Source organism: Fischerella major NIES-592, from assembly GCF_001904645.1.
In the GTDB taxonomy this organism is placed as follows: domain Bacteria; phylum Cyanobacteriota; class Cyanobacteriia; order Cyanobacteriales; family Nostocaceae; genus Fischerella; species Fischerella thermalis.
On the sequence record NZ_MRCA01000002.1, the window covers coordinates 168468 to 192433 of the forward strand.

A 23966-nucleotide genomic window follows, 5' to 3' on the forward strand; every position below is an offset into this window, starting at 1 on the left:
TCTCCCCCACTCCCCACACTCCCCACACTCCCCACACTCCCCACACTCCCCGCACTCCCCCACTCCCCCTACCTTGTTGCAGATAGACATTTTTAACCAATTTGATGTTTTAGTAGTCGGCGCTGGTGCTGCTGGACTGTATACGGCGCTTTGTTTACCACAGTCCTTACGAGTTGGTCTGATTACCAAAGAAACTTTAACCTTGTCTGCTAGTGATTGGGCGCAGGGTGGTATTGCTGCTGCGATCGCTCCTGATGATTCACCACGGTTGCACATTGAGGATACAATCAAAGCAGGTGCAGGTTTGTGCGATCGCCCCGCAGTCGAATTCCTTGCCGAACATGCCCCAGACTGCATTAAATCTCTGGTAGAGCTTGGGGTTGCTTTTGATCGTCACGACAATCATTTAGCTTTAACTTTAGAAGCCGCCCACTCTAAACACCGGGTTCTTCACGCTGCTGATACTACAGGTAGAGAAGTAATCACCACTCTGACTGCACAGGTACTGCAACGGAAAAATATTCAAGTCATTCAGCAAGCTTTGGCATTGAGTTTGTGGATAGATCCTCAAACCCAAACCTGTCAGGGGATTAGCTTGTTTTATCAAGGTGAAATTATATGGGTAAAAGCTGGTGCAGTGGTGCTAGCAACAGGTGGTGGTGGTCAGGTATTTGCTCAAACCACTAACCCAGCTGTGAGTACCGGAGATGGAGTAGCGATCGCAGCTCGTGCTGGAGCAATTCTCAGAGATTTAGAATTTGTACAATTCCACCCTACTGCTTTGACAAAACCAGGGGCGGAACGCTTTTTAATTAGTGAAGCTGTACGTGGTGAGGGAGCGCATCTAATAGATGATCAAGGGCGGCGTTTTGCTTTTGATTATCATCCGGCTGGTGAACTCGCCCCCAGAGATATCGTGAGTCGGGCAATTTTTAGTCACTTACAAAAAACCACTGCTGACCCCGCCACCGCCCACGTGTGGTTAGATATGCGCCCTATTCCTGCTGACAAAATTCGTCACCGCTTCCCTAACATCATTCATGTTTGTCAACGCTGGGGTATCGATGTTTTTTCCGAACCAATTCCCGTCGCTCCTGCTGCTCATTACTGGATGGGTGGTATTCTCACAGATATGATGAATCGCACCAACATTCCCGGTTTATACGCTGTCGGAGAAACTGCAAGTACTGGAGTACATGGTGCTAATCGCCTTGCTAGTAATTCTTTATTAGAATGTATTGTTTTTGGCGCGCAGATGGCCCATCTGGAGCTAAAGAGTGAATCAGTAAGTGAAGAACCGCTTCCAACAGTGTGGGAATTTGTTACAGATTTAGATAATTGGCACAAACAACGAGCATATTTAGAAGATTTGCGCCAAAAAATTCCCCGTTTAGTGTGGCAATATGCTGGTATCTGTCGAGAACAGTCAGGCTTAGAAATCGCGATCGCCACCGTCAAATCTTGGCAGCAAGATTTTGCTGATTTGCAACTAAGCCAATTTTTGCTTTGTTTACCCCCCAAACAAAGCGTTAGTTTCAAATTGCCAGATGCAGAACGACAATTGAGACTGTGGGCAGAAACTCACAATTTATTGGATGTAGCTTATTTAATCCTCACCAGTGCTGCTTTTAGAAAAGAAAGCAGGGGGGGACACTATCGCCTAGATTATCCCCAATCAGATCCTAATTGGCAAGTTCATACACTGGTACAGTATTACAATTGGTGGAAAGCACCTGTATTGACATAGGTTTTGGTTATTTACTGTTAGTGGTTAGTGGTTGTTTATTGTTGTTAACCATGCACAATGCTCACGCCTTACACTGTCCCTAATCCCCACGGCTGCAAGAATAAGGATTAGGGTCAATCGGGAGTCAATAATAAATAAATTACTAACTATATAACTATTAATCGCTAACAATTAACTATTAATTTTTGACTAATGATTAATTACATGATGGTCTAATAAAAAATAATTGTATTTGTCAATACTAGTCAACTACTAATAGATAGATGTTATAGTTTGCTTTTTCAATAAAAAATTAAAAAATTCTCACAAAGAATGTTTGAGATCAATTGCCTGTAAAATTAAAATTTAAATTCAAACGTAAAACACTATAAAGTTATTGGCATGTGGAATTGTCCAGGGCAATCTACATCAAAAGCATCTAGAGTGTTTTCTGCGATTTAACTTCAATTTAAATACCGAAAAACCATGAATACAACTTGGCAAAATATAACCCAAGTAATGGCAGTCGATTTGTGGATTAGGGTAGAAAAATTTTTAGCACAATCGCCCACATTACCACCGCAAGAGACTGGATTCAACACCTATGTGCAAAACTCTTTCCAACAGATAGGTGCATTTCTGCCTCGATTGCTGGGAGCAGTATTAATTTTGTTAGCTGGCTGGTTGATTGCTGCTAGTGTTGCTGCTGTCACACGAGGAATTCTCAATCGCACCCAAATAGATAACCGCATCGCCGCAGGTGTAGTTGGACGTGAAGACAACCAACTTCCCAAAGTCGAAACATTGATTTCCAATTTGGTGTTTTGGGGCATTCTACTACTGACCTTAGTTGCCGTTCTAGACACACTGGAATTAAGGGTTGCTTCACAACCACTGAATACTTTTCTCAATCAAATTGGCGACTTTTTACCTAGATTGGTGGGTGCGCTGATTTTTGCAGGAGTTGCTTGGTTAGTAGCCACTGTTGTCAAGCTAATCACAATCAGAGGATTGCAGGCGTTAAGAATAGACGAACGTTTAAGTCCACCAGAAGATGGCGGTACTACTCAAAATCAATTGCCTCTGAGTAATACCATTGGTAATGCTCTGTATTGGTTCATCTTTTTACTATTTTTGATACCAATACTAGATACTCTGGGGTTACAACGGGCACTACAACCAGTAGAAACACTGGTAACAGAGATTTTGGCAATTCTACCGAACGTCCTTGGAGCAATCATTATTGGTGTTGTCGGTTGGTTCATAGCAACTATTGTTCAACGGATTGTCACTAATTTACTAGCAGCAACAGGAATTGACAATTTGGGAACTCGATTAGGATTATCACGCACTGAGGGAACTCAACCTCTTTCCAGAATCATTGGCACAATTGTTTATGTTCTAATTTTGATTCCTGTAGCGATCGCAGCTTTGAATACTCTACAAATAGCAGCGATTTCAGTGCCGGCAATCGCGATGTTGCAACAAGTTCTCAATGTGCTTCCCGCCATCTTCACAGCGATCGCCATTTTAATTCTTGCCTATTTCTTGGGGCGGTTTGTGGCAGATTTAGTCACTAACATTTTGACCAGTATAGGTTTTAACAATATTTTGTCCGTGTTGGGTATATCACCACCCCCAAGACGGATTGTGATTCCCGCAGAAGAACCAACAGTACCCACCCCCCCCAGCCGCACCCCCTCGGAAATTGCGGGCATTATTGTATTAGTTGGGATTATGTTGTTTGCGACTGTGGCAGCAGTCAATATCCTTAATATCCCTGCCCTAACAATGCTAGTAACTGGTGTTGTTGTCGTACTCGGACGCATCTTGGCTGGAGTGATTATATTTGCGATCGGTTTATATCTAGCCAATCTAGCTTTCAACATTATTACTAGTTCTGGTAATCCCCAAGCTAGAATTTTAGGTCAGGTGACACGGATAGCAATCATTACCCTAGTCGCCGCCATGGCGTTACAACAAATCGGTGTTGCACCCGATATTGTCAATCTTGCCTTTGGCTTGCTATTGGGTGCGATCGCAGTGGCGATCGCTCTTGCTTTTGGTTTAGGATCTCGCGATATCGCCAGAGAACAAGTCCAACAATGGTTGGAATCTTTCAAAAATAGAGGTTAATGGAGCTTACAAGCACGTCACCAAAAAATCCAAAACACTAATTTAGTATTACAGCTTGAAGTTATAAACCGGGTTTTTGTTACCACAAAAACTCGGTTTATTCTGTTGGTGAATTAATCTCAATTTGAGTACGGGCATTCAATAATGCTATTTTCACTTGCTCAAAACCTGTACCACCGTAGCTATTACGAGCAGCAACTACTTGCTGAGGAGATATTGCTTCGTAAATGTCGGCTGCAAATGCTGGATGAAGTTGTTTCCACTCTTCCAAGGTTAAATCTTTCAGGAGTTTGCCAGCAGCAATGCTAGTTTTTACTACTTTACCCACAAGGTTGTATGCTTCTCGAAATGGTACACCTCGTGCTGCTAGATAATCGGCTACATCGGTAGCATTGGAAAAGTCTTCACATACTGCTTGTGCTAGGCGCTGGGTACGAAATTCCAGACCCTCCCGTAGCAAAATTGTCATTGCTTCTAGACATGCTTTGACGGTTTTAACACTATCAAATAAAGCTTCTTTGTCTTCTTGTAGATCTTTGTTATATGCCAAGGGCAGTCCCTTCATAATTACTAACAAAGCTTGGAGATGACCGAAGACACGCCCAGTTTTTCCCCGCACTAATTCTGGGACATCAGGGTTTTTCTTTTGAGGCATGATGCTGGAACCAGTTGCACAGCTATCTTTCAGGGTGACAAAACCAAATTCTTCAGACGCCCAAAGAATGATTTCTTCTGAAAGTCGGCTCAAATGAACCATAATTAAGCTGACAGCACACAAAAATTCGATCACAAAATCGCGATCGCTCACCCCATCCAGACTGTTAGCATAAACACTATCAAAATGCAATAGTTGGGCTGTGTAATGGCGGTCAATTGGGAAAGTTGTTCCAGCCAAAGCACCACAGCCCAAAGGTGAAATATTCACTCGCTTCCAAACATCTCCCAAGCGTTCCCAGTCTCGTTGTGCCATTTGAAAGTATGCCAACAAGTGGTGAGCTAAACTCAAGGGTTGGGCGCGTTGCAAGTGGGTGTAACCAGGTATTAAAGTTTCAACGTGATTATCAGCAATATCTAACAGGACACTTTGGAATTCTCGCAGTTGCTGACGAATTTGTTGGATCTGATCACGTAGATACAATCTCGTATCTGTTCCTACTTGGTCGTTGCGGGAACGCCCTGTGTGTAATTTTTTACCCACATTCCCAATAATTTCCACAAGGCGATGCTCAACAGCAAAGTGTACGTCTTCTGCTTCTATACCGGGGTTAAACTTGCCTTGGCGATATTCTTGCCGGATTTGTTCTAAACCAGCAACTAATTGTTCTCCTTCTTCAGGAGAAATGATCCCACATTTAGTTAGCATCTGAGCATGAGCAACAGAGCCAGTCAAATCATATTCTATTAACTCAATGTCAAAACTAATACTTGCATTAAAACGAGCGATCGCAGGATGCAAGGCTGATTCAAATCGCTGGCTCCAAGTTTGCTGTTGAGTCATGTTCAGAGGCTGGGGATCGGGGACTGGGGATTGGAAGGGGGACAAGGGAGGTGGGGAGTGTGGGGAGTGTGGGGAGTGTGAGGAGTAGAGGAATAACAAATAACCACTAACCACTATCCACTAACCACTAACAACCAACAACCAACAAACAACAAACAACCACTAACCAAAACTTGTCAGATTCCGAATCATATAACCAATTGCCAATCCAATCAAGAGCGCCCAGGCTTGGCCTGATTGAACAAAATGCGTAAAGGCTTTTTGCATCTGACCAATAAGATTTGGATCAGTGATGTTTTGAGCTAGGATATTCAAACTTTCCGGTAAATGCCAAATTAACTGAGACATCGAATTACTAAGTAATTGAATTTGTTCAAATTTATTCTTGAATAAGGGTTAAAGGGGGACAAGGAAGAACTTTTCACCAATCCCTGATCACCGTTTCTCCTAATCCTTTTTAGGGATCCGAGTTCTCCACTTTCCAATCCAAAATCAAAAATGGTATTACATCTTTGCCCTTTCCCTCTAATTACATCGAGATACTGATCATTAGCCAAAAGCTTAAAGCAAAGGCAGCCAACGCAATCCAAAGTTTCATTTCTGAGTGATGTTTTTCACTAATGTAAAAGTAACATCACCGTAATAACTCAAGAATCAGATGATGCCATCCGCAATTTCTCGGCTGTTCGCAAAATTTTTCCTGCTAACACTGCTGCGCCAAAGCCATTATCAATATTGACTACACCAACTCCAGATGCACAAGAGTTGAGCATTGTCAATAGAGGTGCTAAACCTCCGAAACTTGCACCGTAACCAATGCTAGTAGGAACAGCAATCACCGGACAGTCTGCTAAACCTGCTACTACACTGGGTAAAGCACCCTCCATACCTGCAACGACAATCAACACAGAGGCATTTGCAATCACGTGGCGGTTACTCAGCAAGCGGTGAATGCCGGCGACTCCCACATCCCAGAGGCGCTGGATACGAAAGCCAGAAAGTTCTGCGGTGACAGCGGCTTCTTCAGCTACAGGTAAATCGGCTGTACCAGCAGAAATAATGCCAATTGTACCAGGATAACGTGGTTGAAGATTGGGAGGAGCGATCGCACAAATTCTTGCTGATTCGTAGTATCGTAAATCCCTCACCTTGGGTTGCAGTGCTGCATAAATCTCCGGTACAATGCGAGTTGCCATAACTACAGGATTACGTAGACGCATTGTCTCCATAATTTGAGCAATTTGACAGGGGGTTTTACCAGGGCCCCAAATCACCTCCGGAAAACCAGTTCTGATGGTGCGATGATTGTCAATTTTGGCAAATTCACCCACAGGTTCATAAGCTAAATATTTGAGTTCATCCAGGGCGACATCCAGGGAAACATTACCATTGGCAACAGCTTCAAGGAGCGATCGCAAATTTTCCTCATTTGTCATTGGTTGTTGGTTAGTGGTTAGTGGTTAGTAGTTAGTGGTTAGTGGTTAGTGGTTAGTAGTTATTTTCCACTCCCCACACTCCACCCTACGGGAAGCCGCGCAAAGCGCACGGCAGGTGCTTTATGCCGGGAAACCCGTCCACCGCACTGCCTCGTCTACACACTCCCCCCATCACCCCACCTCCCCACCTTAATTCTAATTATCTTCAGCAATTTTTAACTCATAAAGATTCCAGAACGGGCCACCAAGAGCAGTATACTTGATACCTTGGAAGCGATCGCGTACGGCCTGCAAATCTAATCTTTCTACCAAGTGAATAAATGGTAATTGTTCTGAGGCTATGCGCTGATACTCGTAATAAATTTCCTTGCGTTTGTTTTCATCTATTTCTTGAGCGCCCTTAATATAAAGACGGTCAATTTCCTTTTCCCAATCAGAAACTACCCAACCAGTCATAGGTGGATCCCCTGGCTGAGGACCAAGATTAAACGCATGGGACGCACCGTTAATTCTCCAGATATTACTAGCACTGTGAGGTTCAACACCACCACCAGCAAAACCACCAAGATAACAATCCCAATCTTGAGTGACTTTCAGTTTTTCCAGATAAGCGTTGAAACTGAGAATTTGCAAATCAACTTGAATGCCAATCTTCGCTAAATCCTGCCTAATTTGTGCAGCCATATCCCCCCTAACTTTCCTTTCAGCGTTCGTCAGTAGGGTGAATCTCACTCGATTGCCATCTTCATCTACTAGCTGATTTTGGCCATTGTATTTGAACCCTGCTTGCAAAAGTAATTTCTTGGCTTTTTCTGGATCATAATTGTAAACTTTTAAGCCTTTTTCTGGAGGGAGAAAGTAGGGACTTTTGACATAAACAAAGGAATTTTGCAACTCACCTAAGCCACGAAATGCATTTGTTTTCATTGTTTCGCGGTCAATGGCATAGGCTACTGCTTGTCTAAATTCCTTCTTATTAAACCAACGAGATTTAATTGGATCTACAAAAGGCTGACCCTTAGAATTTTTAGCTTGATTGAGATTAAAAGAAATAAATGTAGTGCCAGTATCTGGTCCACCATTATAAATTTTAAACTTTGCTCGTTTTTCTTCCCGCTTCAATAAACTAAAACCTTCTGGAGGAACTTCGAGATTATCCAACTGTCCGGAGCGGAAACTGATTAACTGGTTATCAGTCGATTCAATTATCTGGAAAATCAACCTTTCTATGTAAGGTTGAGGATTGCCTTGAGCATCTTTGCGCCAATAGTATGGATTGCGTCGGAATATGACTCGCTGACTGGGGATATAAGTTTCCATAACATAAGGCCCATTACCAATAATTTCTTTGGGATCAGTGCCTGTTGTCCACATTGTTAGAAATTTGGGATTACCACTAGAATCAGTTGTATTAACAGATTCCTTGAGAGCATGAGCAGGCAAAATTGTAATACCACCTACCCATCTCAAAAAAGGAGCAAAAGGTTCCGGTACAGTGAATTCTACTTTCAGCTCATCTATTTTGCGTACCTTAGGAGTATCACCACGTTCATTAATTCTTAAAGAATCTTTCGTCGGCGTGGGTATTTTGGGGTTTAGGTAAATGTCATTGTAGCTAAATACAATATCATCAGCAGTCATTGGTTTACCATCTGACCACTTGAGTCCTTTTTTGAGAGTGATGACTACTCGCTGTCCATTGTCAAGAACTTGCCAAGACTCAGCCAAACCAGGTTCTAACTCATTAGTAAGAGGGTTTTCGTTAATTAATGAGTCATAAAGGGGTCCAAAGACACTGTATGCTGACTCATTTAGGGCTGGGTTAAAAGTGGAAGGCTCACCCAAAACAGCCACAATCATTTGCGGCACTTGAGCAGCTTTTGTTTGATAATTAGACGGGTTGCAAGCAACAGTTACCAGTGCGGTGATTAAAGCCAGAATTATTAATAAGCGAAAACGCTTAATAGAGGGAAAGATACTAGCAAAACTCATCATTTATTAATATCAAAATATTTTTATTTGCTCTCAACTAAAGTTGACGCTAATAGCTCAAGTCAGCTAAAAGCTGACTATAATTATGAACTATTTCACCTGGTTGAGTGGGTTTAACTGAATAAATTACCCTTGTAAAAGTAAAACCACTGCATAAGCGCAAATACCTTGTTCTTCACCAACAGGACCTAGTTTTTCATTGGTAGTAGCTTTAATTCCGACTTGATTTGGTTGTAATTGTAAAACTCCTGCAATTTTTTCCTTCATCTTTTGAATATGAGGTTTTAATTTTGGGTGTTCTGCTACTACCACCGAGTCTATATTGCCTATTTGCCAGCCTTGAGAGCGAATAAGTTGGTGAACTTTACTCAATAACACCAAACTATCAGCACCTGCCCATTGCGGATCGCTAGGGGGAAAATAATGTCCGATATCGCCTAGCGATAAAGCTCCTAGCATAGCATCCATAATCGCGTGAGTAAGGACATCAGCATCACTATGGCCTAGCAAACCCAGAGAGTGAGGAATATTTATACCGCCAAGAATCAGAGGGCGATCGCTCACTAGTCGATGAATATCATAACCGTTGCCAATCCGAATGTTCATTTTTAGTCCAGTGTCAAATGTCAATTCTTAGTCGTTAGTAGTTAGTGGTTAGTAGTTATTCCTCCACTCCCCACACTCCCCACACTCCCCACACCCCTCACACTCCCCACACCCCTCACACTCCCCACACCCCTCACACTCCCCACCTCCCCATCTCCCCTAATCCCCTCCAGAGGTACCGAGTTTCCCATCTTTCCCTTCCTTCTCCTTTAGCCAAGCCTTGAGCAAATCAGGACGGCGATCGCCTGTTCTTTTGATTTGTTGTTCTAATCGCCACTTAGCAATTTCAGTATGATTGCCAGACAGTAGTACATCTGGTACTTTCCAGCCACGGAAATTTGCTGGACGGGTGTATTGGGGATAATCTAATAATCCTTCTTCAAAACTTTCTGATTTGAGGGACTCGACCTTACCAACAGTTCCTGGTAATAGGCGCATTACACCATTAATCAAAGCCATTGCTGGAATTTCTCCACCGGTCAGAATAAAATCACCCAAAGATATTTCACGGGTAACTAAATGCAGTACTCGCTCATCTACACCTTCATAGTGACCACAAATGACCACCAATTGGTCATAATTGGTTGCTAATTCTCGTAACAGAGGTTGATTTATTGTTTGTCCTTGGGGACTCATCAGAATCACCTCTCTTCTGGATAAAACAGGTAGGGATTCAACGGCGGCAAAAATTGGTTCTGGTTTCATGAGCATTCCGACACCGCCGCCGTAGGGTTCATCATCGACTTTACGATGCTTATCGGTAGTAAAGTCGCGGGGATTTATTAAATTGACCTGAGCAATCTGTTTGGCCAAGGCTTTACCAATCAGCCCGGAACTCAAAATAGAGGTAAAACTATCAGGAAATAGCGTAACTATATCAAAGCGCACAGTATTTCGTATTGGAGAACACTAATCTTAAATTTGGAATGTCCAGCACAGTACGGCAGAAATCATTAGAAAGTTAATAAACAAGTCACAAAATGGGTAGATGTTATGGTGATTAATTCTTTCTGCCAGGATTACCAAAAATTGTTGCCAAAGGCAAAAACTTTTGGTGTTTCCTTTTTGCCTACCCACCAGATACATAGTCTGAACGAGCGTCTACAGCATAGCAGCATAGCTGCTTTTTGGCGTTGGCTTCAAACTAGCCGATGTTGTATGTAACACATATGAACTTGGTTGGTCGTATCTATAAGTGCTAGAAATAGTGGCATTCTATGAGTCAATAAAAGTTTTTCTAATTACTTAATTTATGTTTAAATATTGTCACATCTAAATTTAACTAATTCGGCTTAAGTCCTGGGCTATACCCAAAGTTAGCAGTGGGATATCAGCCGGAAGATGAAAAATTAACTTAATAACTGCCTTGGGAAGCAGGGTGGCTGCGCGGGTTCTCCTTTGAGGAGATAAAGGCACAAAAGCCAGAGATGCTGAGGAAGGCTCTGATTGTCTTCACAGACAAACATCTTTAAAATCATGTCCCCAACAGAGCATCAGCAAATGAGACGCGAAACCTCCCCTATAACGCGAAGCGTTTAGTGGTAGGTACTTCACTATTATGACTAGGTTAACAACTTCCAGGATGCATCGAACCAGCCTCAAAAAGAAAGTGCGTCAATATCTGTTTGTGTTTCCCAAAATTCGAGGAGACACTCAAATGGACAACCACCCGAGGGACACGCGACAAAGCGTCTACAAGCTCATGGTATTGCGATCGCAGTCACTACAACAAGATGCTATTAACTATAACTGCAAATCTGTTGCCACCGTGACGGCAAGGAATATGGGGGATTGGGGAACTTGGGGCTCCTGGATGGGATTAGGGGCAACAGGAATTGGGGATCGGGGATCGGGTATAGAAAAACATCAATATTCCAATTACCAATTACCCATTACCAATTACCAATTTAGGCGCAAAAATAATTGGGCTGCTGACCTTGTAATTTTCACCTGAAGTTGTTGACAGGAGAAACACAATGCCGGAATTACAAGCTAAATTGCTGGAAATGAGGACACCCCAAGCAACAAAAACTGCCGTTCTGGTGATCGGAGGCGCAGAAGACAAAGTCCATGGCCGCGAGATTTTGCGGACTTTTTTTGCTCGTGCTGGTGCTAATGACGCCCACATAGCAATTATTCCCTCTGCTTCTCGTGAACCCTCTATCATCGGTGGTCGCTATATCCGTATTTTTGAGGATATGGGTGCTAAAAAGGTTGAGCTTCTGGACATACGGGAAAGAGAGCAGTGTGAATACCGTGATTACCAACAGTCCCTGGAAGCTTGTACCGGGGTTTTTTTAACAGGAGGTGATCAATTGCGATTGTGTGGCGTCTTATCAGACACACCAGCAATGGATATTATCCGGCAGCGAGTTAGATCTGGAGAACTAACTCTCGCAGGTACTAGCGCCGGCGCGGCTGTCATGGGACATCACATGATAGCAGGCGGTGGTAGTGGTGAGTCACCCAATCGTTCCCTGGTGGATATGGCTACTGGTTTGGGATTTATCCCTGAGGTGATTGTAGACCAACATTTTAACAATCGTAATCGTATGGGACGTTTGATGAGTGCGATCGCTTCTCACCCAGATCGTCTGGGGATTGGCATTGATGAAGATACTTGTGCGCTGTTTGAACGTGATGGTTGGTTACAAGTTTTGGGCAAGGGTTCGGTTACAATAATAGATCCGACCGAAGTGACTCACACAAACGAACCCCATGTGGGAGCAACTGAACCTTTGAATCTTCACAATTTGCGCCTGCACATTCTCAGTCATGGCGATCGCTTCCACCTTTACCAACGCACTGTTTTACCTGCTGTCTACCGCATCTCCAGCTGACGGACTTCAGTATCTGGAGTTACACTGAGTTGATCGCGCAATTCTACGTTGCAGCAGAAAAATGAGAGTAATACGATGTAAGAATAAAAAACTGTTTACCATGAACAGTTTGGCGGTCGATTTCAGTAAGAAACTAGAATTTTGGTTCCGAATCTCCATCTACCTATTCCCATGAGAATCCTCAAAATCCAGACCTTACGCGGCCCCAACTACTGGAGCATTCGACGCCACAAGCTGATCGTCATGCGCCTGGATCTAGAAAATCTTGCCGAGACGCCCTCGAATGAAATCCCTGGCTTTTATGAAGGACTAGTTGAGGCTCTGCCTAGTCTGGAAGGTCACTACTGCTCGCCTGGCTGTCGTGGTGGTTTTTTGATGCGAGTACGCGAAGGCACCATGATGGGTCACATTGTGGAACATGTAGCCTTAGAACTGCAAGAATTAGCCGGTATGCACGTCGGTTTCGGTCGTACTCGGGAAACGTCTACATCGGGTGTTTACCAAGTCGTCTTTGAGTATCTAAATGAGGAAGCCGGACGCTATGCAGGTAGAGCCGCAGTCCGGCTGTGCCAAAGTATTGTTGACCGAGGTCGTTATCCAAAGGCGGAGCTAGAACAAGATTTACAAGATCTGAAAGACTTATGGCGTGATGTAGCCTTGGGGCCTTCCACAGAGTCAATCGTCAAAGAAGCTGAAAAAAGAGGTATTCCCTGGATGCAACTAGGGGCACGCTTCTTAATTCAACTGGGTTATGGTGTCAACCAAAAGCGGATGCAAGCAACCATGACCGATAACACCGGTATCTTGGGAGTAGAACTAGCTTGCGACAAAGAAGCCACCAAACGCATACTCGCAAATGCAGGAGTACCAGTTCCCAAAGGTACGGTAATTAACTTTTTGGACGATTTGCCAGAAGCAATTGAATATGTTGGTGGCTATCCCATTGTTATTAAACCCTTAGACGGAAATCACGGACGTGGCATCACCATCGACATCCAAAATTGGGAAGAAGCAGAGGTAGCCTACGACGCCGCCAGACAAATTTCTCGCTCAATTATTGTAGAGCGGTATTACAAGGGACGTGACCATCGAGTCTTGGTTGTAGACGGCAAAGTAGTGGCAGTTGCGGAACGTGTACCTGCTCATGTGGTTGGTGATGGCAGATCTACCATTGCGGAATTGATAGAGGAAACCAATAAAGACCCAAATCGTGGTGAGGGACATGATAAAGTTCTCACCAAAATTGAACTAGATCGTACCAGTTATCAGTTACTGGAAAGGCAAGGTTACACCCTCGACAGTGTATTAGCGAAAGACGAAATTTGCTATTTACGGGCAACGGCAAACTTAAGTACGGGTGGTATTGCTGTAGATAGAACAGATGAAATTCACCCAGAAAATGTTTGGTTAGCCCAGCGTATCGTCAAGATTATCGGTTTAGATATCGCCGGCATTGATATCGTCACATCGGATATTAGCCGCCCCTTACGAGAGGTTGATGGTGTAATTGTGGAAGTCAATGCTGCTCCCGGCTTCCGGATGCATGTTGCCCCTAGTCAAGGCACCCCCCGTAACGTTGCAGGGGCAGTGATTGATATGCTGTTCCCCAACGAACAAGCTAGTCGGATTCCGATTTTGAGTGTCACAGGTACAAACGGCAAGACGACCACTACCCGCCTCCTGGCTCACATCTACAAACAGACCGGTAAGGTAGTAGGTTATACGACCACAGATGGAACTTATATCGGAGATTATTTAGTAGAAGTCGGGGACAACACAGGCCCACAAAGCGCTCAGTTAATTTTGCAAGACCCGACAGTTGAAGTAGCAGTTTTGGAAACCGCTAGGGGCGGGATTCTCCGCTCTGGCTTGGCCTTTGAAGCCGCCAATGTCGGTGTAGTGTTAAATGTTGCTGCTGATCACTTGGGTATTGGTGACATTGACACAATCGACCAGTTGGCACATCTCAAGAGTGTGGTTGCCGAAGCCGTTTATCCTGATGGCTACGCTGTTCTTAACGCCGATGATCCCCGCGTGGCTGCGATCGCAGAACGAACAAAAGCCAATATTGCCTACTTCACTATGAACCCAGAATCGGAATTGGTGCGAAACCACATCCAAAAGGGTGGAGTTGCAGCAGTGTACGAAAATGGCTTTTTGTCAATATTAAAAGGTGATTGGACACACAGGATCGAACGGGCAGAAAATATTCCCTTGACAATGGGTGGACGGGCCCCATTTATGATTGCCAACGCTTTGGCAGCTTCCTTAGCGGCGTTTGTGCAAAATGTGTCAATTGAGCAAATTCGGGCTGGCTTAAATACATTCCGGGCTTCGGTAAGTCAAACACCAGGACGGATGAACTTGTTTAACTTGGGTAACTTCCACGCTTTGGTAGATTATGCCCACAACCCCCATAGTTACGAAGCTTTAGGTTCCTTTGTCCGCAACTGGACAAATGGCGATCGCATTGGCGTTATCGGTGGACCTGGCGATCGACGTGATCAAGACTTTGTAGCTTTGGGTAAGTTGTCAGCCGAAATTTTTGACTACGTAATTGTCAAAGAAGATGATGACACCAGAGGTAGGGCGCGGGGTTCGGCTGCGGAATTAATTATTCAAGGTATTAAGCAAGTCAACCCCAATTACGAATATGAAGCGATTCTGGATGAAACCCAAGCCATTAACAAAGCCTTGGATATTGCCCCTGAGAACAGTTTGGTGGTGATTTTACCAGAAAGCGTCAATCGTGCCATTAAGTTGATTAAGGGTCGTGGTGTTGTGAAAGAAGAAGTTCCGCAACAAAATACCACCCCCGCAGCTGTAGATTCTCAAATGGGTGTGACTTCATCTGTTGTCAATTCGATTATTTAGTCAATGGTCATTTGTCATATATTATTTGATACCCAGATACGTACTTGGTTAATTGTCAATTCGATTATTTAGTCAATGGTCATTTGTCATTGGTCATTTGTAAACACAAAGGACTAATGACCAAGAACAAATGACTATTTTTATTTTTCTTCTTCTTCGGGGTTGCTATCCTCATCAGTTGTGGTTTTATTCATTTCTTCTTTAAAACCCCGCAAGGTTTTGCCTAGTGCGCTTCCGAGTTCGGGGATTTTTTTCGGTCCAAAAATTAACAAGGCGACGATCGTGATTACCCCTACTTCTGTCCATCCCAGTCCAAACATAAGTGTCTCCTGTGAAAAACTCTACTTAAAATATAGTAGGGTGGGATGTATAGATGATGTTGTGATTTTATTTGGGGTGTGTGGTTGAGCAATTTTTTTGAACCACAAAGCCACAAAGGATCGAACTACGTCATAAGTCTTACGCACACAATTGATTGAGCATCTTTTTTGAACCACAAAGCCACAAAGACACAAAGAAAAATCGATTTTGAAGTCCTAGTGTTATGGCGATCGTAGTACTTTGACTTTTTTACCTGATTTTAAATGTTGCAACTTAAATAAATCCCTATTAGGGATTGAAACTTAATTGCAATAATGTTTGAGATATAGGATTCCCAAATCATCCGTAAGAGACAAGCTCACCGACTTTTCCAAAAATTCGGGGAGATGAGCTTTGCGATTCTCACAAATGATATAGAAGTGCCATAGATAAACCAGAAGCGATCGCTCTAGAAAAGTAAGATATACAAAATCTGATGCTTGGCAAGCGATGGTTAGTATTTTAAGTTGTGGGCGACTGTTAAGTAAGATTTGTACAGGCACACTAAACTTTTCGGAGAAGGCGTCAATGAGCTTGTAGTTTTAACGTAGTTGTTTGGTTCTAAAATTTTGAGATTAAATCACGCACCTCTTCTAGAAATACAAAATGACAAATCGAGTAATTTTCATTGGATTATCACTGTTTTTATACGGAATAGCGCTTAGCTTACCAGCTCTTGCCTTCAAAATAGTTGAAATTACCTTTGGGCGGCAAAACAATAAAGTTGAAATCGCTACACTGACAGATAAAATTACTACAATGACAGGAGCTGAGTTAACTTTAGTAGGATTTTTTGGATTATTACTGCTTGTGATTCCACCTAGTATTGGGTGGTTGGCTAATCCAGCTTACTGGACATCGTGTGTTTTCTTTTTTCGACAACAATATAATTGGTCAATTTTAACTGCATTAATATCAATTATCGTAGGTTTTTTGGGAACAATATCAGCTTTTTGGTTCAGATTACCTGCTGGTAGTACTCCATTTCAAAAATTAGCATTACATGAATTGCTGCTTGGATTTTGGTTATGGCTTGCGGCTCCGGGATTTATTATGTTGGTCAGTATTTTTAAGCTAAAAAAATGAGATTGAGAAGATTATACCGATTCAATAAATGTTTGCAATAGACCCTGATGTAGAGACGCTTCAAACAGCGCGTCTCTACAATATCTATTTGTCGCATTCTTTTTTCAAATCGGTATTACAGCAGATTTGATTTGAGTGAGGTACAAAAGAACCCCATCCTTGCTACGCGCACCCTCCCCACAAACAGGGAGGGTTAGGGAGGGGTATACTCTATCTAGATGCAAAAGGCTGTTAATTGCAGGAGAAAAATATATAGTATTCCTAATATAATTTGTAAGAATAGCAAAGTGCAAATCCCCAACTTATCAGAGAAGTCGGGGATTTTGCCTCTAATCAATTCAATGACTTAGGAATGTGATATTGAAAATTCCTAACTCAATTGTGCTACAAGTTGATTTTCCAATAGAGTTTCATTTGTGAGTAAATCCTCAACGGTGATTCGCAAAAAGCGCTGTTCATCAACTAAAAACAGGATTTTAATACGATCGCTTCCGGGAAAACCTGGTGGTGTAAGGTTAGCAATTGTCCTCGCCCCATCTCTATCATTAAGGGGTTTGACAGTTGTGACACCGTTATCAAGACGACGGGTAATCATGCGATCGCCATCAAAATAAACTTCTGTACCACCTGTATCTGACCCCAATTCACCCATAATTAACTCAATACTGGGCTGATTCTCTACAGAAGCACCCAAAACTAACTGTACAGGCTGAGTCATGGGATAAGGTTGTCCCTCTCTAATAATTGGATGCCAATTGTGCCGATTATTACGTCTATCCCAGTAGCGGATACCGTAGCTATGGTAGAGAAAATCCTTGATTTCTATGCCTTGAGTTACTTGCAAAGCACCTTGGGCAATAGCTTCAAACGGGTGATCGCAACGAATTTTTTCTGATGTAAAATATTGCTTTACCCAGGTTTGCACTGCTGGTATTTGTACTGTGCCACCAACTAACAGCACAGCATTAATATCCCCGACTTCTACACCTTGACGTCGGGCTTGTTGTAATAGTTGAGTCATCGACTCATCCAGCCGTTCAAAAAATGAGTGTTCTGTGAGAATACCTTCCAATGTCTCTCGATCTAATTCCAATTCATAACTTTCAAAAGTTTCATCATTGAAATAAACTTCACTCGCTTGGGTTTGAGTTGATAGCTGAATTTTTACTTTTTCCGCCAGTCGCGTTGTCAAAGGACTGACTGTTAAACCTTGAGTTTTGGCAAAATAATCAACTATCCAATTGTCTAAATCAGAACCACCTAAATTTTGTCCTGCTTTCGCCAAAACACGGGCAGTTTTCACCTTTTGTTTGGAAGTTTCAGCTAAAGATTTATTACCAAACTTCAGTAAAAATCCTACGGGTTTACTAGCTGTTTTGACGCTTTTATCCAACTGTACCAAAGATAAATCTAGCGTCCCACCACCAAAATCAATCACCAAGATTACTTCTTGGTCTGCCATACCATAACCTAAAGCAGCGGCTGTCGGTTCATCGAGTATCCGCACCTGTTCGACTGGTAGTGCTTGACAAACCTTACCCAACCAGTAACGATAAACTTCAAAACTATCTACAGGTACAGTTAATACCAGTGATTCCAACCCCCCCTGCATCGGTGCTAGTTGTGTAATCACTTGGTTGAGGAACCATTGTCCAACTTGTTCAAAAGTAACTATTTGCCCATCTAATTCCGGTAGAAAACCTTGGATATCCGTACCGATACCGCGTTTGAAAGTACGGAAAAAGCGGGGATCATTTTTCAAGTCTAAACCGCGATCGCGCACTTGTTGCCCCACCAAAACTTGTGCTTTTGTAGCATCTTCTACATAAAGCAAACTGGGAATAAGTGGCGGATTCAGACTTTGTTGAACTGATAAACCAGGTAAATTCAGAGTTTCTGACTCTTGGGTGACAGGATTCCAACGAGCAATAACTGTGTTACTTGTACCAAAATCGATTGCGATCGCCATATCTACTAATTTTGCGTTTTTGTTGCCAAGACGCAAACAGCTACTTCAACTTTTACTAAAAATTATTCTCTAACAGCCACCAAGAACGCAAATCAGCTATCGCTTCTTCTTTGTGTTTCGCTTCTACTTCAATCCAAGGTGCTTGGTGGTAAACACTCGGCATAGCAGTAATTAAATCACTATGCTTTCTATCGTGAAAAGCTTCTTCCCCATTAGATCTTCGATTTAACTAATTTTTGCCCCTGAAAGATGAGTATCTCAAGACAGAAATAAACCTACTATACCCTGCGCTTAGACAAGGGCGATCGCTGATCATTAAAACTATTTTGCAACTTCAAATACATCAGATGCGATCGCACCTGAATCAAAATTGGATTTTTGCCACCAATTACAGCGTATTGCAGAGTGAATTACATTAGTTAGAAGACTCTCTCAAACCTCAGCTTTATGACTGCTGTCACTCCCGTTGTCAAACCTGTCAGCCAAATGCAACTTGCTCCCGGTAGCGCCATCACCATTCCAAATGTGAGTTGGCAAGAATTTGAATCGATTTTGCAGGAATTAGGAGAAAAACGAAGTGCGAGAATAGCCTATAGCAAAAATACTTTAGAAATGATGGTTCCTTTACCCGAACATGAAATCCCCAGAGACCTTCTTTCTGATATTGTTAAAACATTACTGAAAGCTAAGGGCATTAAATTTCAACCTTTTGGTTCTACCACTTTTAAAAAAGAAGGAACCGCAGGAGTAGAACCTGATGCTTGCTTTTACATTAAAAATTATCAACGTATGATAGGTCGTCGCCGCCTCCAACCAGACGATCCACCACCAGATTTAGCAATAGAAACAGATGTAACTTCTAAAACTACTCTTGAAGCTTATCAAGCAATTGGTGTCCCAGAAGTCTGGGTTTATGATAGCGGTAAATTTACTATCTATTTGCTGAGTCAAGGAATTTATCTCAAATCTGAGACTAGTCCTCTTTTTGAAAATATTCAATTAACGCAAATTATTCCTGCTTTAGTAGAACGAGCCTGGCGAGTAGGAAATCTTCAAGCCTTGGAAGAATTTGAAACACAAATGACCAATAACAAATGATCATATACTTATGCTACACTCTTTCATTCCTCCAGCAAGATTTTTTCCCTATCTTACTTGGCAAGATATTGCAAAAATGCCAAACAAACAAAACGTCGTCATCATTCAACCCATTGGTGCAATTGAACAACACGGTTTACATTTACCAATCATTGTCGATTCTGCAATTAGTGTAGCTGTTTTAGGCAAAGCTTTATCTAAATTAGATGTGGATATTCCAGCTTATGCCTTACCTAATATTTATTACGGTAAATCTAACGAACATTGGCATTTTCCCGGTACTATTACCCTCACTTCCCAAACATTAATTTCTTTATTAATGGAAGTTGCAGAAAGCATTTATCGTGCAGGTTTTCGCAAATTAGTATTTATGAATTCTCATGGTGGACAACCGCAAATTCTCGAACTAGTCGCCAGAGATTTGCATATTAAATATAATGACTTTTGTATCTTTCCTTTATTTACTTGGCGAGTATCAAACATAGCCAAAGAATTGCTCACACCCCAAGAACTAGAATTAGGTATTCACGCCGGAGATGCAGAAACTTCTTTGATGCTGGCAATTTTGCCTGAACAAGTCAAAATGACGGACGCAGTTACCGAATATCCGCAAAATCTACCTAAAGATAGCGTTCTGAGTATGGAAGGTAAGCTACCCTTTGCTTGGGCAACTAAAGACCTATCCCAAAGTGGTGTCATCGGAGATCCAACAACAGCCACAAAAGAAAAAGGCGATCGCATCTGGGAATCATTAGCCGATGGTTGGGTACAAACCATCAAAGACATCTACAAATTTCAACAACCAAAAACAACAAATTAACTCACTCTGCGTCCCTCTGCGCCTCCTCCGTGTGCCTTTGCGTTTAAAAAACAATTATTTCCGGCAAACTGTGTACCAAAACACAAAAATTAAAGACTATAATTGCTTCACATTTCCAACTAGACACAAAGCAATAGCTGAGATTAATTTTTGTTTACAAAATAAATGTTGGAAAATAGCACTTTTCAGCTTACTTAAGTTCCAAAATCAATAAAGTTAGTTAATTTTTTTGCATTAAAACTAGGTTAAGACTAGAATAAAGATTACAATTAGAAATTCTAAGTGAAGTAGTTTTTCTCACAACCGAATGAAAAAATGAACAATCACTGCAACGTCTCCCGTCGCAGTCGGGATGCTCTTGTTCGTGCATTGCATACTGCTGTTGAAGGGAGGGCTAGGTATAAAATCAATGGGTTGCAAGGCTCAGAAGCTCTCAAGAAATACCTAGAGTTGAAGTTGTCAGAGGCGCAAGGCATTACACAAGTGAGTGCCAATACCTCCACGGGTAATGTTTTGGTATTCTACCGACCAGGACATAGTGTTTTAGCGCTGGCTGCACAGATTGAACGTCTGGTTATAGAGTATGTCAAACAAAGTCATAGCTCAATAGCCGAGGCAGCAAAAAAAATCAATCGATTTCAGAAAAAGCCGAAAAATTTACCCGCAAGCAACAAAAAATCTCATCAGCTGACAGCCAGTACTCAGGAACAAGAAATTGCTACTTGGCATTTAAAAGAAACTGATGCAGTTATTACCGAGTTAAAAACTTCTCAAGTATCAGGATTAACCACCAAAAAAGCACAAGAAAAGCTAAAAAAATACGGGCCTAATGCTTTACCAGAAGCAGACCCCCGCTCCGGGTTAAGTATGTTCGTTGACCAGTTTAAATCTTTACCCGTAGGACTTTTAGCGGTTGCAGCTGGTGTTTCCGTTGCTACCGGTGGCTTAGTAGATGCTTTAGTGATCATAGGGGTTGTGGTTATTAATGCTGCGATCGGTTACGCCACAGAAAGCAACTCCGAAAAGGTGATTCGCTCCCTGAAGAATCTAGTTAATCCCACAGCGTTTGTACTTCGTGATGGCAAAATTGTAGAAATCAGTGCTCAGGAAATCGTCATCGGGGATATCCTGATTCTCAAACCCGGTAGTTACGTGCCAGCAGATGCCAGACTCTTAGAAGCCCGTCGCCTCAGCATAGATGAGTCGGCACTAACTGGCGAGAGTATGCCCGTGAGCAAATCTGCTCAGACTCTAGTTGGTGACAATATTCCCTTAGGCGATCGCACCAACATGGTTTACATGGGGACACTAGTTACTGGAGGGCAAGGAACGGCGGTAGTAGTTGCCACTGGTAAATACACGGAAATGGGCAAGATTCAGATGATGGTCACTGAAGCCACCTTGCCTGAAACCCCGATGGAGAAACAGCTAGACCAAGCCGGTAGCCAGCTAGTCATGGTATCAGGCGCAGTTTGTGTTTTGTTCTTTGGTATCGGATTGTGGCGTGGTAACACCCTGCTACAAATGCTCAAGTCATCCATCTCCTTGGCAGTAGCAGCAGTTCCCGAAGGTCTACCCACAGTAGCGACTACAACTCTGGCCCTGGGGATCGCTAACATGAGAAAGCACAACGTCCTGATTCGACGTTTGGATGCAGTCGAAACCCTGGGTTCCGTGCAGACAATCTGCATGGATAAAACCGGAACGATCACCGCCAACCGGATGACAGTCGTAGAACTGTGTACGGATAACAAATGTATCCAAGCATCTGCTGACCAATTACTCTTGGGTAACGAAACGGTTAATCCCTATGAAAACGAACAGCTGTTAAAGCTGATTCACGTCTTAACGCTATGTAACGAAAGCGAAGTTGAAAAAGAAGGTGATGAGTACACCATCAGAGGTTCCGCCACTGAAAATGCCCTGATTGATGTTGCGATCAAAGCAGGAGTAAATGTCGCCAGTCTGCGAGCAAATTATCCGCGACTGAAGATCAATCACCGTTCCCAAGAACGCAATTACATGGTGACACTGCACGCCACCCCAGACGAACAGCAAAAGCTGATCGCAGTTAAAGGTAGTCCGTCAGAAGTTCTCAGTCTATGTAGTTGGCAAATTCAGAACGGCGAAAAAGTTCCCCTTACTGAAGCAGACAGACAAGCCATTGAAAACGACAACGATGATATGGCTGGTAAAGCGCTGCGCGTATTAGGGGCTGCTTACCAACTTGATGACTCCGAAACTATCCATACTCGCGACTTGATCTGGCTGGGATTAGTCGGCATGATCGATCCCATTAGAAATGGTGTGCAAGGATTGATGGAAGATTTCCATCAAGCGGGAATCGATACAGTCATGATTACAGGCGACCAAAGCCCAACCGCCTACGCGATTGGTAAAGAACTGAATCTCAGCAAAGGCGAACAGCTGCAAATTCTCGACTCTACCCACCTGAATAACCTCGAACCAGAGGTAATGAAAGGATTATGCGATCGCGTTCACGTTTTTGCCAGAATCAGTCCTGCGAACAAATTGCAAGTTGTGCAAGCATTGCAGAGTAGCGGCAAAGTCGTGGCGATGACAGGCGATGGCATCAATGACGCCCCAGCGTTGAAAGCTGCAGACGTCGGGATCGCAATGGGACACACAGGTACAGATGTCGCCCGGGAAGTTGCAGACGTCATCCTAGAAGACGACAATTTGGAAACCATGATTATTGCCGTCAGCCACGGACGGACAATCTATAACAACATCCGCAAATCCGTCCACTACCTGCTATCTACCAACGCCAGCGAAATCATGGTGATGTTAGCGGCTACAACAGCTGGTATCGGTCATCCCCTGACAGCCATACAACTATTGTGGGTGAACTTAGTCTCAGACATCTTCCCAGCTTTAGCCTTGGCGATGGAAGCACCAGAACCGGATGTGTTGCTCACACCACCCCGTGATCCCAAAGAACCAATCATTAGAAATGCAGACTTTGGTAGAATCCTGGTGGAATCAGCAGCATTGTCTGCCAGTGCATTAGCAGCCTACTGGTATGGCATCAGCCGTTATGGTTTTGGCCCGCAAGCCAGCACCATCGGGTTCATGAGTTTGACAATGGCCCAGCTGTTGCATACCTTCACCTGTCGTTCCCAGACTCACACAATCTTCAGCAAGCAAAAACTGCCGCCGAATAAATACTTAAATATGGCTATAGGTGGCTCTTTTGTTCTCCAGATTCTAGCTGCGATCGTACCTGGACTCAAAGGTCTGTTGCAAATCTCGCCGATCAATTTTGTTGATACTGCGGTGATTGGTAGTAGTGCGGTATTACCATTCCTGTTCAACGAGGGTAGAAAGGAAATAGCAACTAGATATTTGCGAGGAAATCACAACTTCCCACGTCTGCTTGCTGGTAGTCAAGATGACTCTGCCACTAGCCCTGTATTGGAAGCAGCCCAACAACAGGAGGTAGAATTAGAAACTACTGCTGTTGTTGTCTCTTCGTGAATAATCGACAAATAATTTAGTAGAGGT

Annotated in this window: 18 protein-coding genes and 1 pseudogene; 10 read left to right on the top strand and 9 right to left on the bottom strand. The window is 43.0% G+C overall.

What is annotated here, in order from left to right; genetic code table 11:
* Positions 1-73: 73 nt before the first annotated feature.
* Positions 74-1747, top strand: a complete 1674-nt coding sequence (nadB, locus tag NIES592_RS04670) for an L-aspartate oxidase (RefSeq protein WP_073555068.1) — start codon at positions 74-76, stop codon at positions 1745-1747.
* 465 nt (positions 1748-2212) lie between these two features.
* On the top strand, positions 2213-3862 hold the full coding sequence (locus NIES592_RS04675) for a mechanosensitive ion channel (protein WP_073555069.1): 1650 nt from the start codon (positions 2213-2215) through the stop codon (positions 3860-3862).
* A 97-nt stretch (positions 3863-3959) separates the two neighbouring features.
* Here the strand turns inward: NIES592_RS04675 and argH are convergent, their stop codons facing one another.
* The 6 genes from argH to trmD all read right to left on the bottom strand — a co-directional run bounded on the left by argH (position 3960) and on the right by trmD (position 10282).
* Positions 3960-5360 carry an argininosuccinate lyase gene (gene argH, locus NIES592_RS04680; RefSeq protein ID WP_073555070.1) on the bottom strand — a complete coding sequence of 467 codons (1401 nt, stop codon included), beginning with the start codon at positions 5358-5360 and terminating at the stop codon, positions 3960-3962.
* A 162-nt stretch (positions 5361-5522) separates the two neighbouring features.
* Positions 5523-5708 carry a hypothetical protein gene (locus NIES592_RS04685; protein ID WP_062242916.1) on the bottom strand — a complete coding sequence of 62 codons (186 nt, stop codon included), beginning with the start codon at positions 5706-5708 and terminating at the stop codon, positions 5523-5525.
* A gap of 299 nt (positions 5709-6007) precedes the next feature.
* Positions 6008-6796: a nickel pincer cofactor biosynthesis protein LarB gene (gene larB, locus NIES592_RS04690; protein WP_062242919.1), complete on the bottom strand. Its 789-nt coding sequence runs from the start codon at positions 6794-6796 to the stop codon at positions 6008-6010.
* Between the two features lie 195 nt (positions 6797-6991).
* Positions 6992-8788, bottom strand: coding sequence for an ABC transporter substrate-binding protein (locus tag NIES592_RS04695; RefSeq protein WP_062242922.1), 1797 nt, complete (start codon positions 8786-8788; stop codon positions 6992-6994).
* A 126-nt stretch (positions 8789-8914) separates the two neighbouring features.
* Positions 8915-9394, bottom strand: coding sequence for a 2-C-methyl-D-erythritol 2,4-cyclodiphosphate synthase (gene ispF, locus NIES592_RS04700; protein WP_062242927.1), 480 nt, complete (start codon positions 9392-9394; stop codon positions 8915-8917).
* 159 nt (positions 9395-9553) lie between these two features.
* Positions 9554-10282: a tRNA (guanosine(37)-N1)-methyltransferase TrmD gene (gene trmD, locus NIES592_RS04710; protein WP_062242930.1), complete on the bottom strand. Its 729-nt coding sequence runs from the start codon at positions 10280-10282 to the stop codon at positions 9554-9556.
* Positions 10283-10952: 670 nt separating this feature from the next.
* On the opposite strand from trmD, the gene NIES592_RS24330 reads away from it, so the two are divergent.
* The 3 genes from NIES592_RS24330 (at position 10953) to cphA (ending at position 15108) form a co-directional block, all read left to right on the top strand.
* Positions 10953-11348 (top strand): hypothetical protein, encoded by a 396-nt coding sequence (locus NIES592_RS24330; RefSeq protein WP_143168337.1) that lies wholly within the window; start codon positions 10953-10955, stop codon positions 11346-11348.
* A gap of 22 nt (positions 11349-11370) precedes the next feature.
* A complete protein-coding gene (locus tag NIES592_RS04715; protein WP_016870214.1) occupies positions 11371-12234 on the top strand; it encodes a cyanophycinase in 864 nt (287 codons plus the stop codon).
* 171 nt (positions 12235-12405) lie between these two features.
* Positions 12406-15108 carry a cyanophycin synthetase gene (gene cphA / locus NIES592_RS04720; protein ID WP_073555071.1) on the top strand — a complete coding sequence of 901 codons (2703 nt, stop codon included), beginning with the start codon at positions 12406-12408 and terminating at the stop codon, positions 15106-15108.
* A 140-nt stretch (positions 15109-15248) separates the two neighbouring features.
* Here cphA and NIES592_RS04725 read toward each other — a convergent pair whose 3' ends face one another.
* Complete coding sequence (locus tag NIES592_RS04725) at positions 15249-15428, bottom strand: Sec-independent protein translocase subunit TatA/TatB (RefSeq protein WP_073555072.1); 180 nt, start codon at positions 15426-15428, stop codon at positions 15249-15251.
* Between the two features lie 646 nt (positions 15429-16074).
* Between NIES592_RS04725 and NIES592_RS04730 the strand changes: the two genes are divergently transcribed.
* On the top strand, positions 16075-16554 hold the full coding sequence (locus NIES592_RS04730; RefSeq protein ID WP_073555073.1) for a hypothetical protein: 480 nt from the start codon (positions 16075-16077) through the stop codon (positions 16552-16554).
* A gap of 370 nt (positions 16555-16924) precedes the next feature.
* Here the strand turns inward: NIES592_RS04730 and NIES592_RS04735 are convergent, their stop codons facing one another.
* Positions 16925-18523: an Hsp70 family protein gene (locus NIES592_RS04735; protein ID WP_073555074.1), complete on the bottom strand. Its 1599-nt coding sequence runs from the start codon at positions 18521-18523 to the stop codon at positions 16925-16927.
* Positions 18524-18578: 55 nt separating this feature from the next.
* Positions 18579-18740 (bottom strand): annotated as a pseudogene (locus tag NIES592_RS24340) (UV damage endonuclease UvsE); the annotation flags it as partial.
* Between the two features lie 19 nt (positions 18741-18759).
* Here NIES592_RS24340 and NIES592_RS24345 point away from each other — a divergent pair.
* From NIES592_RS24345 to NIES592_RS04750, 4 genes are all read left to right on the top strand, one after another.
* Positions 18760-18942 carry a hypothetical protein gene (locus NIES592_RS24345; protein WP_143168339.1) on the top strand — a complete coding sequence of 61 codons (183 nt, stop codon included), beginning with the start codon at positions 18760-18762 and terminating at the stop codon, positions 18940-18942.
* A 28-nt stretch (positions 18943-18970) separates the two neighbouring features.
* Positions 18971-19621, top strand: coding sequence for a Uma2 family endonuclease (locus tag NIES592_RS04740; RefSeq protein WP_062242951.1), 651 nt, complete (start codon positions 18971-18973; stop codon positions 19619-19621).
* A 10-nt stretch (positions 19622-19631) separates the two neighbouring features.
* Entirely contained in the window at positions 19632-20441 is an 810-nt protein-coding gene (locus NIES592_RS04745) for a creatininase family protein (RefSeq protein WP_062242953.1), read from the top strand.
* Positions 20442-20756: 315 nt separating this feature from the next.
* Complete coding sequence (locus NIES592_RS04750) at positions 20757-23939, top strand: cation-translocating P-type ATPase (RefSeq protein WP_073555075.1); 3183 nt, start codon at positions 20757-20759, stop codon at positions 23937-23939.
* The last annotated feature ends 27 nt before the right edge of the window (positions 23940-23966 follow it).